General features: G+C 69.7%; 14 protein-coding genes, 1 tRNA gene and 1 pseudogene. 9 read left to right on the top strand and 7 right to left on the bottom strand.

Annotated elements, in window-relative coordinates:
- Positions 1 to 110 precede the first annotated feature (110 nt).
- A complete protein-coding gene (locus ACOBQB_RS25575) occupies positions 111 to 776 on the bottom strand; it encodes a TetR/AcrR family transcriptional regulator (protein WP_423594613.1) in 666 nt (221 codons plus the stop codon).
- A gap of 338 nt (positions 777 to 1,114) precedes the next feature.
- On the opposite strand from ACOBQB_RS25575, the gene ACOBQB_RS25580 reads away from it, so the two are divergent.
- Positions 1,115 to 2,407 (top strand): M6 family metalloprotease domain-containing protein, encoded by a 1,293-nt coding sequence (locus tag ACOBQB_RS25580; RefSeq protein ID WP_423594615.1) that lies wholly within the window; start codon positions 1,115 to 1,117, stop codon positions 2,405 to 2,407.
- Here ACOBQB_RS25580 and rho read toward each other — a convergent pair.
- Together rho and ACOBQB_RS25590 are read right to left on the bottom strand one after the other, a co-directional pair.
- Positions 2,394 to 3,566: a transcription termination factor Rho gene (rho, locus tag ACOBQB_RS25585; protein WP_423594617.1), complete on the bottom strand. Its 1,173-nt coding sequence runs from the start codon at positions 3,564 to 3,566 to the stop codon at positions 2,394 to 2,396. The two genes, ACOBQB_RS25580 and rho, sit on opposite strands and share 14 nt — an antisense overlap.
- A gap of 343 nt (positions 3,567 to 3,909) precedes the next feature.
- Entirely contained in the window at positions 3,910 to 4,434 is a 525-nt protein-coding gene (locus ACOBQB_RS25590) for a MarR family winged helix-turn-helix transcriptional regulator (RefSeq protein WP_423594619.1), read from the bottom strand.
- Positions 4,435 to 4,591: 157 nt separating this feature from the next.
- Between ACOBQB_RS25590 and ACOBQB_RS25595 the strand changes: the two genes are divergently transcribed.
- The 4 genes from ACOBQB_RS25595 (at position 4,592) to ACOBQB_RS25610 (ending at position 7,155) form a co-directional block, all read left to right on the top strand.
- The gene (locus tag ACOBQB_RS25595) at positions 4,592 to 5,005 is read left to right on the top strand and encodes an organic hydroperoxide resistance protein (RefSeq protein ID WP_423594621.1); all 414 of its coding nucleotides are present in this window, start codon (positions 4,592 to 4,594) and stop codon (positions 5,003 to 5,005) included.
- Positions 5,006 to 5,101: 96 nt separating this feature from the next.
- Positions 5,102 to 5,174: transfer RNA gene (locus ACOBQB_RS25600), tRNA-Arg, on the top strand.
- Between the two features lie 122 nt (positions 5,175 to 5,296).
- Positions 5,297 to 5,641 carry a hypothetical protein gene (locus ACOBQB_RS25605; RefSeq protein ID WP_423594623.1) on the top strand — a complete coding sequence of 115 codons (345 nt, stop codon included), beginning with the start codon at positions 5,297 to 5,299 and terminating at the stop codon, positions 5,639 to 5,641.
- Between the two features lie 692 nt (positions 5,642 to 6,333).
- The gene (locus ACOBQB_RS25610; RefSeq protein WP_423594625.1) at positions 6,334 to 7,155 is read left to right on the top strand and encodes a helix-turn-helix transcriptional regulator; all 822 of its coding nucleotides are present in this window, start codon (positions 6,334 to 6,336) and stop codon (positions 7,153 to 7,155) included.
- Between the two features lie 153 nt (positions 7,156 to 7,308).
- On the opposite strand, the gene ACOBQB_RS25615 is transcribed toward ACOBQB_RS25610, so the two are convergent.
- From ACOBQB_RS25615 to ACOBQB_RS25625, 3 genes are read right to left on the bottom strand one after another with little or no spacing between them, the layout of a single operon-like run.
- Positions 7,309 to 8,412, bottom strand: coding sequence for a tyrosine-type recombinase/integrase (locus ACOBQB_RS25615; RefSeq protein ID WP_423594627.1), 1,104 nt, complete (start codon positions 8,410 to 8,412; stop codon positions 7,309 to 7,311).
- 13 nt (positions 8,413 to 8,425) lie between these two features.
- Positions 8,426 to 8,548, bottom strand: a complete 123-nt coding sequence (locus tag ACOBQB_RS25620) for a hypothetical protein (RefSeq protein WP_423594629.1) — start codon at positions 8,546 to 8,548, stop codon at positions 8,426 to 8,428.
- On the bottom strand, positions 8,548 to 8,847 hold the full coding sequence (locus tag ACOBQB_RS25625) for a helix-turn-helix domain-containing protein (protein WP_423594631.1): 300 nt from the start codon (positions 8,845 to 8,847) through the stop codon (positions 8,548 to 8,550). Before ACOBQB_RS25625 ends, ACOBQB_RS25620 begins: the two co-directional genes overlap by 1 nt.
- A 433-nt stretch (positions 8,848 to 9,280) precedes the next feature.
- Here ACOBQB_RS25625 and ACOBQB_RS25630 point away from each other — a divergent pair, with 433 nt between their 5' ends.
- The 4 genes and pseudogenes from ACOBQB_RS25630 to ACOBQB_RS25645 all read left to right on the top strand — a co-directional run bounded on the left by ACOBQB_RS25630 (position 9,281) and on the right by ACOBQB_RS25645 (position 13,967).
- Positions 9,281 to 9,502, top strand: a complete 222-nt coding sequence (locus ACOBQB_RS25630; protein WP_384840514.1) for a helix-turn-helix transcriptional regulator — start codon at positions 9,281 to 9,283, stop codon at positions 9,500 to 9,502.
- 556 nt (positions 9,503 to 10,058) lie between these two features.
- The gene (locus ACOBQB_RS25635; RefSeq protein WP_423598756.1) at positions 10,059 to 11,375 is read left to right on the top strand and encodes a DUF3631 domain-containing protein; all 1,317 of its coding nucleotides are present in this window, start codon (positions 10,059 to 10,061) and stop codon (positions 11,373 to 11,375) included.
- 369 nt (positions 11,376 to 11,744) lie between these two features.
- Positions 11,745 to 12,302, top strand: coding sequence for a hypothetical protein (locus tag ACOBQB_RS25640; protein ID WP_423594633.1), 558 nt, complete (start codon positions 11,745 to 11,747; stop codon positions 12,300 to 12,302).
- Positions 12,292 to 13,967, top strand: a pseudogene (locus tag ACOBQB_RS25645) (relaxase/mobilization nuclease domain-containing protein). The gene ACOBQB_RS25640 and the pseudogene ACOBQB_RS25645 overlap by 11 nt, the downstream one beginning before the upstream one ends.
- Positions 13,968 to 13,986: 19 nt before the next feature.
- Here ACOBQB_RS25645 and ACOBQB_RS25650 read toward each other — a convergent pair.
- Positions 13,987 to 14,511: an AAA family ATPase gene (locus ACOBQB_RS25650; RefSeq protein WP_423594635.1), complete on the bottom strand. Its 525-nt coding sequence runs from the start codon at positions 14,509 to 14,511 to the stop codon at positions 13,987 to 13,989.

The following is a 14,511-nucleotide window of genomic DNA, read 5'->3' on the forward strand; positions in this document are numbered from 1 at the left end:
AAGAAAAGGGCGGCGAAGGGGCAAGGCGAGACAGGGTTCCGGCTCTGAGCTCGGGGCCACCGCGCACGGGGAGCGCCGGCGCCGCCCGGAACGGCAGCGCTGGGGGGAGGTCAGTGCCGTCGGAGGTCTTCCAGGGTCGCCGCCTCCCCCGGCAGCTCCGAGCGCGCGGGCGCCATCAGGCCGTCCAGGAACAGCTGGAGATGGCGGTGGACGAAGCGGTCCATGTTCGGGCAGGCCGTGCCGGGCAGCGGCCGTCCGAGCTGGGAGAGGGCGATCATCAGGTCCCCGACGGCGATGTCGGTGCGCAGCTGCCCGGCCGCGCGGGCCCGCTCCATGAGGCCTTCGATGGCCCGCTCCAGGCGTTCCCGCCCGTCGAGCAGATCCGGGTGGTCGGGGTCGAAGGCGGCCGACACCATCGGGCACAGGGCGCCGATGCGTTCGTCGGCCGCCGCGTGCACGAAGGTGCGCAGCGCCTCGAAGGCCGCGCTCCCGTCGGCGTCCGCCGCGGCGATGCCCCGCTCGGCGTGGACGGTGACGCAGTCGGTCACCGACAGGACGACCTGGCGCACCAGTTCGGCACGGTCGGCGAAGTGGCGGTAGACCGTGGCGTTGCCGACGCCCGCCCGGCGCGCGATCTCGTCGAGGGGTACGTCGGGCCCGTACTCCACGAACATCTCGCGCGCGGCGGCGACGATCCGCTCCCGGTTGCGCAGGGCGTCGGCCCGCGGGCGGGGCGTCCGGCGCTGCGGGGCGGCGGCTGCGGCGACGTCGGCCACGGGCCCTCCTCTGATCGTTGGAAGTCTCTGCTGATCGCTTGAAGTCTGTGCTGATCGCTTGAAGTCTCCGAGTCTCGCGGGGAGCGGTCCCCCGCCCCCCGGCGGACCCCGATGCGGGGAGTAGTTCCCCGTTTCGCGCGAACACAGGTCTAAACGGGGAACCACTCCCCGGATATTTCCGCGCAGCGCCCTCCTTTGGTGTGACCCGCATCACACCTCTTGCTCCGAAAAACCCACGATCGGTCGCACCCAGCGAGCGCCGCCGCACCCCCCGTCACAGGGTGATCGAACAGGGTGCAGCCAGGACCTGCGGCTGCCGCGGAGCGGAAGGCCCACGTATGCAGCAGCCGATCCGGACCCTGTCGCGACGGATACGCACCACCCGCCGCGGTGTGGCCCTCGCGTCGGTCACGGCACTCGCCCTCGCGGTCACGACCTCGGCGAGCACCGGACGCCTGATGGAGGAATCCCCCAGCGCGGCGGGATCGGTCGCGATGGCCCGCGGCACCACGCTCGCCCCGTGCATGATCAGCGGCACGATGGGCGTACAGATGTCGGAGGGCATGCCGACGCAGCCCGGCTACTCCCGCTCCACCGGCACCGTCCGGGCCCTGAACCTCATGGTCGACTTCTCCGACGCGCCCGGCCAGGGCAGCGCGACGGACCGTCTCGCGGAGTTCTTCCCGCAGACCTCGAAGTGGTTCCGCACCAGTTCCTACGGGCGCCTCGACTACCGCCCCGAATCCCCCGTGCCCGACTGGCTGCGCATGCCCAAGCCCTTCGCGAAGTACGGGATAGAGCGCGGCGCCCCCTTCGACCCCGGCTACCGCGAACTCGTCGAGGACATCGTGGAGGCCGCCGACCCGGACGTGGACTTCCGTGCCTACGACCTCGTGAACGTCCTGGTCACCCCGAACGCGGGGCCCTCGGCTCTCGACACGGTCCTGTCCGTGACCTTCGCGGGCAACCACGAGGCACCGGTCGCGGACGGCGTGCCCGTCGCCAACGCGTCGTTCGTCTACAGCCGCCAGGACGACGGCTCGGGCAGCTACCACGAGACGGGCTACCGCGTCCTGCCCCACGAGAACGGCCACGTCTTCGGCCTGCCCGACCTCTACACGCACGACGGCGGCGGCGCGGTCGGCCACTGGGACATCATGAGCGAGGACTGGGGCGCCAACAACGACCTGCTCGCCTGGCACAAGTGGAAGCTCGGCTGGCTCGACGACGACCAGGTCAGCTGCGCCGCGAAGGCCGGCACCACCGAGCACCTCCTGACCCCGCTGGCCCGCTCCGGCGGCACCAAGCTCGCCTTCGTCCCACTGGACGAGAAGACGGGATACGCGGTCGAGGTCCGCACCCGCGGCGGCAACGACGAGGCGGTCTGCAAGCCGGGCGTCCTCGTCTACCGCGTGGACGCGAACGTGGACACGGGCCACGGCCCGATCACAGTCACCGACTCGACCGCCGACAGCGGGGGTTGCACCCGCAGGCCGAACGTCCACGCCGAACTCTCCGACGCGCCCTACGGCCCCGGCGAGACCTTCACCGACCGCGCGTCAGGGGTGCGGGTGACGGTGGCGGGAGTGAACGACGAGGGCGACTACCGGGTGCACGTCACGCGCCCGTAGCACCGTTCGCCGAGCCGGCCCCCGGCACGGTCTGCTGCACCTGCCGCAGGAACGCGGCGTTGCCCGGAGTCTTCTTGAGCCGGTCGAGCAGCGTCTCAAGGGAGCTCGCGCCATCCCGCCCCTGAAGGGCACGCCGCAACCCGCGTACGGCGGTCAACTCGTCGCCCGACAGGAGCAGTTCCTCCCTCCTCGTGCCGGAGGGCGTGATGTCGACGGCGGGGAAGAGGCGCCGGTCGGCGAGGGCGCGGTCGAGCCGCAGCTCCATGTTGCCGGTGCCCTTCAGCTCCTCGAAGTAGTAGTCGTCGGCGCGTGATCCGGTCTCCGCGAGGACGGTCGCGAGCATCGTGAGGGAGCCGCCCTCCTCGGCGAGGCGCGCGGCCCCGAAGAGCCGCTTGGGGCCCTGGATGGCGGCCGCGTCGACGCCGCCGCTGAGGGTACGGCCGCCACTCGCGGCCGCGTTGTTGTAGGCGCGGCACAGGCGCGTCAGCGAGTCGAAGAGCATGACGACGTCGCGGCCGTCCTCGACCATGCGCTTGGCCCGCTCCACGGCGAGTTCGGCGAGGGCGATGTGCTGTTTGGCGGGCCGGTCGAAGGTCGAGGAGAGCACCTCGCCGCGGACCGAGCGCCGCATGTCGGTGATTTCCTCGGGACGTTCGTCGAGGAGGACGACCATCAGATGGCACTCGGGGTGGTTACGTGCGACGGCCGCGGCGATCTGCTGGAGCAGTACGGTCTTGCCGGTCTTCGGCGGCGCGACGATCAGGCCGCGCTGCCCCTTGCCGACCGGCGCGACGAGGTCGATCAGCCGCCCGGCGAGGGCGCCGCCCTCGGACTCCAGGGTCAGTCGTTCGCGGGGGTGCAGCGGCGTCAGCTCCCCGAACCGGCGCCGCCCGCGCAGGGCTTCGGGCACACGTCCGTTGACGCGGTGCGCGCCGGTGAGCGTACGGGCCCGCCCCGCGCACTCCCCCTCGACGAAGTCGCCGCTCCTGAGCCCGAGTTGGCGGACGAGCGGGGCGGGCACTTGGACGTCGTCGGAGGCGGGCAGGCATCCGGCACCGCGGAGGAATCCGCGCCCGTCGCGGGCGATGTCGAGAACGCCGCCACAGGTGAGGGGAGTTGAGGCGGTAGGGGCAGCGGTGGGGGCGGTGGTGAGGCTCATGGGTGTGGGTCCTTTCGCGGACATGCGCGGGAGACAGCCCGGCGGGTACGGGGCGGAAGCGACACGCTCCGTACGGCGGGTGAGGTGAACTGCCGCGTGACGAGCGAACAGCGAGGAAAGACGAAACAGACCGGACCGGACCTGAAATCCGGGAACCGGCAGGGTCTGTTCGGAACAAGATCCCGGAACCGGGAGAGAGAAAACGTGGCACGGGCGCCCCGATGGGACGTACGAACGTGCTCCCCGCAAGGTAACACACGGATGGGCGGCCCGGGAGGGGCAAGGAGCGGCCGCCGATGCCGTCAGAGGGCGGCGTCCGCCACCCTCCCCCCACGCCCAGCGCTCACGCGCACCGCGCGCCTTCACCAGAGGCCTCTTGGGCGCCCCCGGCCTCCCCGCCGTCGAGCGCGGCGGTGAGCTTGTTGAGCCGGGAGCGCAGGTCACGCACCTCGTCGAGCGAGAGCCCGGTGGACTCGGCGATGGCACGCGGCACGGCGAGGGCCTTCTCGCGCAGGCCGGCGCCCTGCGGGGTCAGCCGTACGGAGACGGACCGCTCGTCCGCGACACTGCGCCGCCGCTCGACGTGCCCGGCCGCCTCCAGCCGCTTCAGCAGCGGCGAGAGGGTGCCGGAGTCGAGCCGGAGCCGCTCGCCGATCTTCTTTACGGGCAGCTCGCCGTCCTCCCAGAGCACGAGCATCACGAGGTACTGGGGGTAGGTGATCCCGAGGTCTTTGAGGGCGGTGCGGTAGACGCCGTTGAAGGCGCGGGCGGCGGCGTGCAACGAGAAGCACACCTGGTGATCGAGCCGAAGGAAGTCCTGGCCGGCGGTCAGGTCGTCAGTGGCGTCGCCGACGGATGCGTTCTCCATACCCACAGCGTACAACAACATGCCGTCCAATTAAGTTGCACACAACTAAATAGCGTGCTCTACTGATGCCGCGAGGCAGCCTCACGCAAAGCGGCGTCACCGCAGAGCGGCTGCACCGCAGAAGCAGCTCACCCCGCCGAGGAAGAGGGACCGCACCATGGACGCGCTGTACACCGCTGTAGCCACCGCCAACGGCCGCGAGGGCCGCGCCGTCAGCTCCGACGGCCAGATCGACCTCCCACTCGGCTTCCCCACCGCCCTCGGCGGCAACGGCAAGGGCACCAACCCCGAGCAGTTGTTCGCCGCGGGGTACGCGGCCTGCTTCGCCAGCGCGATGGGTAACATCGCGCGCCAGGAGAAGATCGACGTATCCGACGTCTCGGTGACCGCCGAGGTCAGCATCGGCAAGGACACCGACGGCGGCTTCGGCCTCGCGGTGGTCATGCGCGCCGAACTCCCCGACCACCTCCAGGGCCCCGCCGGCGAGGACCTCCTGAAGAAGACCCACGCCTTCTGCCCCTACTCCAAGGCCACGCGCGGCAACATCCCCGTGGAACTCGTCATCGAGTAACCCGCAGCGCCCCGGAACAACCCCCCGGCCGCGAAATGACCACCCGCTACACTGACGACGGTGACGCACTCCACCCGAGCCGCGCCACCATGCCTCGCCTTCGTAGCTCAGGGGATAGAGCACCGCTCTCCTAAAGCGGGTGTCGCAGGTTCGAATCCTGCCGGGGGCACAGAGAAGTAGCAGGTCAGAAGCCCTGCCGTCCGAACGGGCGGCAGGGCTTCGATCTTGCAGCACATATATGGCACACATGGCGTGCGCGTAGAGGGTGCAGAGGGTGGGGTGCGGCAGACGATGCCCGCGAAGGACGAGCTGGCCCGGCGGCGGTACGAGAACCTTGTCGACCGCCTGGAGTCGATGATGAGGGCCGCCCTCAAGCCCCAGTACAAGGGGTACTACGAACAGCTGATCCTGAGCGGTGACGACCTCTCGGAGATGGGTGAACTCAAGGACGTGCGCCGCGCTGCCCGCGAGGCCGGCCACCGTCTCGGCTGGAAGCCGATGACCAGGCTCGTTGGTGGGCGGCTCTTTGTCCTCGATGAGCGGGAGGCGCCTGACGAGGTCGACCAGCTCGCTACGGACGATGCCGCTGCGGCTATCGACCGCGCCCGGCAGGAAGCTCGCCGAGCGCGCGACTGATCTTCTGCCTCCGCAGGGTGGCGGCGGCCGCGGGATCCCGCGGCCGCCGTCAGGGAGTTCCGCATGCCCATGCAGAACTCCGGAGGCCCCAACATGGTGTGGAGATACGGCTGCCCGGGGCGTCCGACCTGCGCAGATTCGGGCTGTCGCCGAGGCTGACGGTCGGGAGGCGAGACGCGGACGCATTATCCCCAGGCAGCAGCTTGGCCTCAATAGTTGGTGGACAGCCGAGCGACAATCCCTGGGATGCCCTGGTCAGTACCCGAATCCGCTTGGCTACCTTGCGCTACAACGGGACAGGGATGCATCAAAGGCTCCTTGCCTTCCGGTTCGGCTGGACTCCGCGTCAGGTTCCACATCAGCATGGTCGCGGGTCAGAGGCTGGAGGTGCCCAACTCCGGCTTCCTGCACGGCCCGTGGTGTGGAGATACGCCGCTGTCGAACCAGGAGAGGCAATGTTCATGTTCAACAAGATTGATCCGCCCGGCGCGCTGTGTGAAGCCTGGGGGCGGGTACCGCGCGGGACCCGCGGGGTAGTCGTCGTAGTGGTTGTAGTGACGGTGCTGGTCCCTGCCTTAGCGATCATGGGGCTGCCCGTGGCCGAGGTCGCTGCTCTGCTGAGCGCGGTGGCAACTGTGTACGCCGTGGCAGCCCACCCACCTGCGGCCCTCCGCGTTTGAAGGAGGGCCGCCATGGGGCGTCGTGAGGAACTGGTACCCAATAGCGGTCTGCCCCACCGGGCAAAGCTCGCCTGGTGGCTGCGCGATCAACGGGCTCGCGCCGGGCTTACCTACCGCGATCTGGGACAGAGGGTGTACGTACATCCGGGGGTTCTTGCCCGCGCCGCTTCCGGCAACGTCGTCTCGACGTGGACCACAGTCGAGGCGTATGCACGCGGATGCGGCGCTGACATCGCTCAGGCACAGCGACTGTGGCGTCGGGCACGCGCCGAGCAGCACGAGCCAGCCCAGTGGAGCAGTGGCAGGGCACAGCGTCTGCGCCCGGAATATTTGAAGGACTTCCGCGGACTTCAGCTGGGTCTGATCGCGCTCCGGCGCGAGAGTGGCCAGTTGACCCTTCGGGAACTGGAGGAGATCGCGGCAGCACAGGGCAACCATCTGCCCCGCAGCACTGTGAGCGCAGTCCTCAACGGCCGCGCCATCCCATCGGAGTCGCTGACGCTGGCGTTCGTGCGCGCCTGTGCCACTCAGCGCCGCCACGTCCGCGTCGACCTGTGGATGGCTGCGTGGCAGCGTGCCGAGCGCGATCATCAGCACCACCGATACCGCTCCTGGCACATCACAGACCCCGAGGACGTATTGACGAACCGCGACGCCACGGCCAGTTCCATGTCTCGAGGCATCCGCGATCTGCTCGACCGGCACCACCGCAACGGCCTGTCCGCATCGGAGCTGGAGGAGATCGCGGTTTGGGTGGTCGCTGACTGGCGGGAACAGCAGCAAGAGGCCGCTTACGACAACTGGCTGTCGCAGTACGAGCCGGTGGGCGCCTAACTTCCCAGGCGCAGGGTCTGTGCCGAGCCAGGACCGGCACAGACCCACTACAAGATCATTTCGTGGCAGATCTCGAGGCCGAGCATCGCCCCGTTCTCGTACATCCTGCACTCGTCGGCTACAGGGCTCCCCCTGGCACATATCAGGCACACATCACGCCGCGATGTCCTCCAGGGCGGCCACTGCCTCGGCAGCCGCGCGTGCCTCCTTCTCCGCCTTTTCCAGCTTGGCTTTCGCCTTGGCCAGTTGCTTGGCGCGGCGCTTGTGCATCTTCTTGGAGACCTCGTCGAGACGGTCGGGGAAGAGGTGGCCGTAGGTGTCCAGCGTCAGGGTCGCGGACTTGTGGCCGAGCATCGTCTGGACGACGTTGACGTCCGCGCCGCTGGCGATGGCGAGCGAGGCCGCCGTGTGGCGCAGTTTGTGCGGGGTGAGCTTGAGGTGGCCGAGGCCCGCCTTGGTGACCGCCGGGGCGAAGAACCGCTGCCGGAAGTTCCGGGCGCGCAGCGGCCCGCCCTGCGGTGCCGTGAACAGCAGCTCGTCCTCGCCCCGCTCCTCGACATGCGGCTGCAGCTCCTCGGCGAGGAAGCGCGTGATCGGTACCGACCGGCGCTCATGGTTCTTGGGGCTGTCGAGGTAGAGCTTGCCGTTGTCCTCGACGTACGCCTCGACGATGTGCGCACGGCAGGCATCGAGGTCGACTCGCCCCACCTTCAGCGCTGACGCCTCGCCCCAGCGCAGCCCGGTGTATGCCAGCAGCAGGATAAAGACGCGGTACGCGCCCGCCACCTCGGCGAGCGCCTCGGTCTGCATGTCGTCCAGGTAGACATGGTCAGCCGGTACCGCCTTCGGCAGCGGGACGCCGGCGGCCGGGTTGAAGGCCAGCCGCCGGGACTTGACCGCGAAGCCGAGCACGCGGCTGAGCACGACGTACGCCTTGCGCACCGAGCGCGCGCTGAGCTTCCTACCGCCCGCTGTCTCGCCGGACAGCATGTCCGCCAGCCACTCGGCGACATCCTCGTAGTGGACGCGGTCCAGCGAGGTAGTACCCCACTTGGGGATCACATGGACGTCGAGAACGCCTCGGTAGCGGTTGCGAGTTGAGCGCTTGAGGTGGACCTGGGCAGCCAGCCAGGACTCCGCCACCTCCGCGAACTTCACGCGCGAGGCCGCCGGATCACGGTACGTGCCGTCGGACAGGCGGGACTCCACCCTCGTCCGCTCAGCCTCCGCGTCGATTTTGCGAGCCAGGGTCTTCATCTTCGGCTTGCCGTCAGGGGCCGTACCAGCGCACGCGATAGCGGCCGGGCGGGGTGCGGCCAGCCTTCTTGGCCGCTGCCACCGCCCGCGTGTACGCCGCGTGCCCGTTGCGGTCCTCGATCCAGACTCGTGCCATCAGCCCTCCTGCCGAACGGAGCTGGGCCGCACGTGCGCGGGAACCGGTGGGGAGAGCGGCTGGAGCACAGCGATCGGTGAGACGCCGAGGGCGGTGGCGATGGCAACGAGGTCGTCGACGTCGCAGCGGCGGCGGGCGCGTTCGGTGCGGCTGAGGGCGATGTTGGACAAGGGGCGGCCGAGAGCGGTGCAGCGCTCGGCGAGGCGGCGCTGGGAAAGTCCGCGCAGCAGGCGCAGGCGCTCGATATTGCGCGCAGTTTGGATTCCAGCGGGGCCTATTTCTACGGGGCGGGTTGCCATGACAGATAGCTGTAACTCGAAATGCACGGCCGCGGCAAGGGTTTACTCAAGAGGTTGAGAAAAGTTGTTGGCGCCGCCTATCGAGAGTGTTGCGCAGACGGTTCGGCGAAGCCGGATTTCCGTGCTACGGTGCCGCGCCGCTGCGCCCGGGGGACTTGGGACACACGCCCCTATTCGGGCGCTGACCTCGCACCGTGACCTCAGATGGTGCGCCACATGAGGTCGAGATGATCCGGGGAAAATCGGACAGATTCACCTTGAATTCCGACTTGATTTCGGCAACCGGGGATCGTGCCCTATTGTTCTGGGACCCATCCCCACCCCTGACGGTTTGGGGCGACCGCGGAAATTCCCCAGAATGCCGCGGGATGGATCGCCAAAGGCGTGGCTATGTTGCCCACGCCGCATCTCGGAACTCAACCAGGAGGTCTCCTTGCCCAACCACACCCCGCACCGTGCTGCCGCGGAGCGCGGTCGGCTCGCCACTCCCGCCGACGTCGCGAGCTACCTCGGCGTGCCCGTGAAGACGCTCTACCAATGGAAGTACCGGGGCACCGGCCCCAACGTCCACAAGGTCGGCCGCCACCTGCGCTACCGCTGGCAGGAGGTGGACGCGTGGCTGGACGCCCAGACCTCGTACGACCTCACCGCCTGACCGGCGGACTCATGACGAAGCCCCCGGCGCGCCAACGCCGAGGGCCCCAGATTCCCCAACTGATTGCCCATCCCTGAACGAACGAGCTGGTGAGAGGCGGGACCTTGCCCGTCCTGCCTCTCACCGGAGAGGAACGTCTATGGAGGACTCTACGTCCTCGCCTATTTCGAGTGCATCCCCCGCCTCCTCCGCCGAGGGGACCGAGCCCAAGGTGATCTGGCCGCCGGTGGCGGTGCCCGGTCGAGGCATTGGTCCGCGTGATGCGGACCACGACGACGGCCGGTCCGCCGGACCACACACGCCGGATGGCTCTGGTCCGCAGCGTGCGGCAGTCGCGGACCGGTCCGCCGACGTCATGCCGACCGCAATGCCGTCGCCGGACCGGAAATCCACACCTGTGGAAGAGGTGCAGGTCAGCGGCGCGCGGACCGGACCGGGCGCTGCGGACCAGGGTGGTCCGCACGGGGTGAAGCGGTCCGCTCCTGCTGGTCCGGTGGTCCGCGACGGTGCGGACCAAGTGCCGGATGCTGGTCCGCACGACCGAAACCGGGTCGGTATCCCCGCCGCTGAGCGGACCAACGTCCCCTCACCGGACCACACCGACGGACCGGACCAAGGCGCGCGGACCGGACCGGGAGAGCCGTCCGGACCGGCGGACCACGCCGAGCCGACTTCCGGTGACGGAGCCGCGCTGCTTGACGAGTTGCGGTCAGCGGTCGGCAAGTACGTGGTGCTGCCAAGCGAGGAGGCGCTGACTGCGGTCACCCTGTGGGTGGCGGCCACGCACATCCAGACCGCTCTGCAGCACGCGCCGCGTCTGACGATAGTGAGCCCGACCAAGGGCTGCGGCAAGTCCCGCGTCCTGGACGTGCTCCACGAGACCGTGCACAAGCCGATGATGACCGTGAACATCTCCACGGCGGTCGTCTACCGCGTCATCGGCAAGAATCCGCCCACCTTGCTGGTGGACGAGGCCGACACCATCTTCGGCCCCAAGGCAGGAGACAAGGAGGACCTACGCGGTCTGCTCAACGCCGGGCACCAGCGCAGCCGGCCCGCCTGGCGCATCTCCGGCCCCGAGCACAAACCGACCCCGTACCCGACCTTCGCCATGGCCGCGCTCGCGGGGATCGGCGACCTGCCGGACACGATCATGGACCGGACGGTCGTGCTGCGGATGCAGAAGCGCAAGGCGGGAGAGAAGGTCGCCTCGTTCCGGCTGCGGGATTCAGTGCCGGAACTCAATGCGCTGCGCGACAAGCTGGCCGCCTGGCTGGGCCCGCTGCGTAGCAAGGCTGCCCGCATGATTCCGGACATGCCGGTAGAGGACCGGGCGGCAGACACCTGGGAGCCGCTGGTGATCATCGCCGACCTGGCCGGCGGCCACTGGCCCGATCGCGCCCGCGCCGCGTGTGTGGCCATGACCCGCCACGAGGCAGTCCAGGACGAGCAGAGCAGCCTGAAGACACGGCTGCTGCGCGACATCCACCGCATCTTCGCTCAGAACCAGAACCCCGAGGCCCTGTCCACCCAGGACCTGGTCGCCGCCCTGATCCAGGATGCCGATGCCCCGTGGGCGGAGTACGGCACCAAGGGACTGAACGCCTACCACCTGGGCAACCTGCTGCGGGACTTCAACATCGGCTCGGCCAACTACCGGTTCGAGAAGGGCAGGCAGGCCAAGGCGTACATGCGCAACCGGTTCCTGGACGCCTGGGCACGCAACTGCCCCGACCTCATCGAGGCAACACCCGAGCCCACTCCTGGCAACGCGGCTGCCCGCCCGTCCCTGGGCAAACCACCCGCCGCCCCGGCGGGATCGCTACCCGTCGGCCCGCCCGGCGGCCCCGCCGGGGCCAAGCGCACTCTCTGACCCCACCAGGGGCGTAGCCCGTAGCACTGCGTCGCGTCCGTCCCCGCGCAGGTCAGCGCGGGACGGACCCTCTCGCCGGGACGCACTTCTCCGTACCTGCCCGGATGTCCGTACCTGTGCTGACCAGCCATGCAACGCATGCGACGCCCGCAACACCGCCCCGCCCCATTGCCACCGGAGCACCACGATGGACACTGACAACGACAGCAACACCGCCTCCTCCCGCCGCCGGGGATGGTTCGGCCTGGGCCGACGAACAGCAGCAAGCTGGAGCGTTCGAGCCCCTAACGGGGCTTCGTCCGCGCTTACCCCCCTGGGGAGGCGGAGGAGGAGGCCGGGCGCCAGCGGGCACCCGAGCCAGAAGAGGGGGTGGCCGAGCCCAGCGCCGCGTCCGTCGCCAACGCCTCTGCCACGTACGACGAGCCGCCCGCTGACGCCGCTGCTCCGCAGCCCGAGTCACCTGCCCAGACTCCGTTGCCCGTTGAGCAGCCCTCGTGGCGTGAGCCCGACGCCCCGGCCCTGCCCGTGCGGATGAACCGCAAGCGCACCACCGAGAACCGTGACCAAGAGAAGAAGATCCGCTTTACCCCGACCGCGGTCCGCCTCATCGACGAGGCAGCCAGGCGGCGCCGTCTGACGTTCGCCGGGTTCGTCGGCGACGCTGCCCTGGCGGTCGCGCTCGGCAAGGCGAACATGGCGGGCAGTCCGGAGGACGATCCGATCCGCCCGCTGGTGGAGGCCGTAGAGGCGCACACCAAGGCGCTGAACCGCATTGGCGCCAACCTCAACCAGATCATGGGCGCCATCCACTCCGGTGCGATACCCGAGCGCAGCGAGGCCGTCCTCGACCTCATCGAGCAGGCCGCCAAGGCCAGTTACGTCCTGATGGACCAGCTCATAGAGGAAGGGGCCGCCCATGGTGCCTGACGTCTCCACTGGCTCCGACACCCGCGGCCTGATCAACTGCCTCTTCGGACCGGGCCGCCGGGACGAACACACCGACCCGCACATCGTGGCCGCCTGGGACATAGCCGGCGCCCCGACCCCGGCCGCACCCCCGACGCCACCTACACCCAGCTCGCCAAGCGCCTCGACCACCACGTCGACCTGCGCACCCGCGAGCTGGGCGGGAAGAAGCCGCCGAAGCACGTGTGGCACTGCCCGGTACGCACCGCGCCCGGTGACCGCTACCTGACCGACGCGGAGTGGGCCGAGGTCGCCCGCCGCATCGTCGCCGCCACCGGCATTGCGCCCGAGGGCGACGACCAGGCGTGCCGGTGGATCGCGGTGCGGCACGCGGATGACCACATCCACATCCTGGCCACCACCGTGCGCGCCGACGGCCGCCGCCCGCGCACGAACCGGGATGGCTGGCGGGCGCAGAAGGAATGCCGCAAGATCGAGGTTGAGTTCGGGCTGCGTCAGCTCAAGTCCGGCGACCTGACCGCTCCCAAGACGCCCAGCGGGGCGGAGCGGGCCAAGGCCAAGCGCCTGGGCCAGGAGGTGCCCGCTCGGGAGTGGCTGCGTGAGCGCGCGTACGCGGTCGCCGCCGCCGTGCGCAACATCGACGACTACTTCACCGTGCTCAGCTCGCTCGGCATCCAGGTCAAGCCGCGTATCAGCGCCAAGACCGGCGAGGTGGACGGCTACAGCCTGGCCACCCCCGGCGACACCATCTTCTTCGGCGGTTCCAAGCTCGCCCCTGACCTGTCCTACAACCGCCTGCTCGAACGCCTCCCCACCCAGGACGTGCCCGACCGGCCTGACCCGACGGCGGATCTGGCCGAGCCGTGGCGCCGTACCGAGTCCGCCGTGCGCACGGCCCGCGCTGTCCTCGACTCGGGCGACGACGCCGTCGCCCAAGGCCACCTGGACGCCTTCGCCGACACTCTGCACAACCTGGCCCGCGCCACCCCCGGCCCGCACCAAGCGGAACTGCAAGCAGCAGCAAGGGCGTTCAACCGCGTCCGCCGCTCGGCGATCTCCGCCGACCACCAAGCCGCCGACGAACTGCGCCAGGCCGCCAGGGAGCTCACCCACGCCGCCAGCATTCCGGGCGGACTCGCCATCGCCCTCATCTTCACCGCCCTGCACCTGGCCCGCGCCGCTGCCCACTGGCATCAACAGCGCGGCCACGAACAGCAAGCGGCAGCGGCCGAGGAAGCCTTCCGCCACCTCCAAGTCAGCTACCGCCAAACTGCCGAGCCCGCCCTGGCGGACCTCACCCGCCGCGCACCCCGCCTTGCCACAGTCCAGCGATTCGAGGCTGACGTGCGGGCAGCCATCCCCGACCAGGCCGACCGCATCCTCGCCGATCCATCCTGGCCCGCCCTGACCACCACCCTCGCCCGCGCCGAGACCGCCGGCCACAGCCCTCGCCGCCTCCTGGCCGAAGTGGCTGCCAGCCGAGAACTCGACACTGCCGAACGCCCCGCCGACGTTCTCAACTGGCGCATCGCCGCACAGCCGAACAGGCGCGCACAGGCAGCACGGACCAGCAGCACCCGCCACACGACGCCGCCCGCGTGGGCACCACATCCCGCAACAGCAGCAGTGAACGAACAACCTGCGGATCGCCGCCGACGCCGATAGCAGTCACGAGCCTGCTTCTTCAGCTCCACCTGGCCGAGGCGAGCGCCGTCAAGAGCTGGCTCGGGTCTCCGGTGTAGACGATCACCTCTTCGTCCTCGGTCGGGGCATCGAAGCGGGCGAAGAAGTCGTCGAGGGCTTCGAGGGTGACGGTGAGGGCGTTGGCGTCCTCGCGCTGGTTGCGCTCGACCAGGCGTCGCAGCAGCTCGTCGCGGTCAGCTGGGAGGTAGACGACCACGGGATGGCCGCCCGCTTCGCGGGCGGCCTGTCGCCAGGCATCGCGCTCGTGGCGGCGCCACAGCCCGTGGTCCAGGACGACGTCGTTCCCGGCCTCGATCTCCTTGATGAACCGCCTCCGGATCGCCTCGACGACGGGCCGTTCGCGCTCGAAGTAGGTGCGTTCGGGGTAGTCCACGCCGTAGCGGCCGTGGAGGCGGTGGACCTCCTCGTCGACGGACAGCCGGGTGAAACCGTGGTCGGCCAGGGCCTGGGCGACGGTGGTCTTGCCGGAGCCAGTCAGGCCGGCCAGGAGAACGGCGAGTGGCAC

The sequence above is a fragment of the Streptomyces sp. G5(2025) genome (assembly GCF_049542075.1).
Lineage (GTDB): Bacteria > Actinomycetota > Actinomycetes > Streptomycetales > Streptomycetaceae > Streptomyces.

Excerpts from the sequence above, each read along its gene's own strand:
- ACOBQB_RS25580 (WP_423594615.1), top strand. The coding sequence starts at position 1,115 with ATGCAGCAGCCGATCCGGACCCTGTCGCGACGGATACGCACCACCCGC.
- rho (WP_423594617.1), bottom strand. The coding sequence starts at position 3,566 with ATGAGCCTCACCACCGCCCCCACCGCTGCCCCTACCGCCTCAACTCCC.
- ACOBQB_RS25590 (WP_423594619.1), bottom strand. The coding sequence starts at position 4,434 with ATGGAGAACGCATCCGTCGGCGACGCCACTGACGACCTGACCGCCGGC.
- ACOBQB_RS25595 (WP_423594621.1), top strand. The coding sequence starts at position 4,592 with ATGGACGCGCTGTACACCGCTGTAGCCACCGCCAACGGCCGCGAGGGC.
- ACOBQB_RS25605 (WP_423594623.1), top strand. The coding sequence starts at position 5,297 with ATGCCCGCGAAGGACGAGCTGGCCCGGCGGCGGTACGAGAACCTTGTC.
- ACOBQB_RS25610 (WP_423594625.1), top strand. The coding sequence starts at position 6,334 with ATGGGGCGTCGTGAGGAACTGGTACCCAATAGCGGTCTGCCCCACCGG.
- ACOBQB_RS25615 (WP_423594627.1), bottom strand. The coding sequence starts at position 8,412 with ATGAAGACCCTGGCTCGCAAAATCGACGCGGAGGCTGAGCGGACGAGG.
- ACOBQB_RS25620 (WP_423594629.1), bottom strand. The coding sequence starts at position 8,548 with ATGGCACGAGTCTGGATCGAGGACCGCAACGGGCACGCGGCGTACACG.
- ACOBQB_RS25625 (WP_423594631.1), bottom strand. The coding sequence starts at position 8,847 with ATGGCAACCCGCCCCGTAGAAATAGGCCCCGCTGGAATCCAAACTGCG.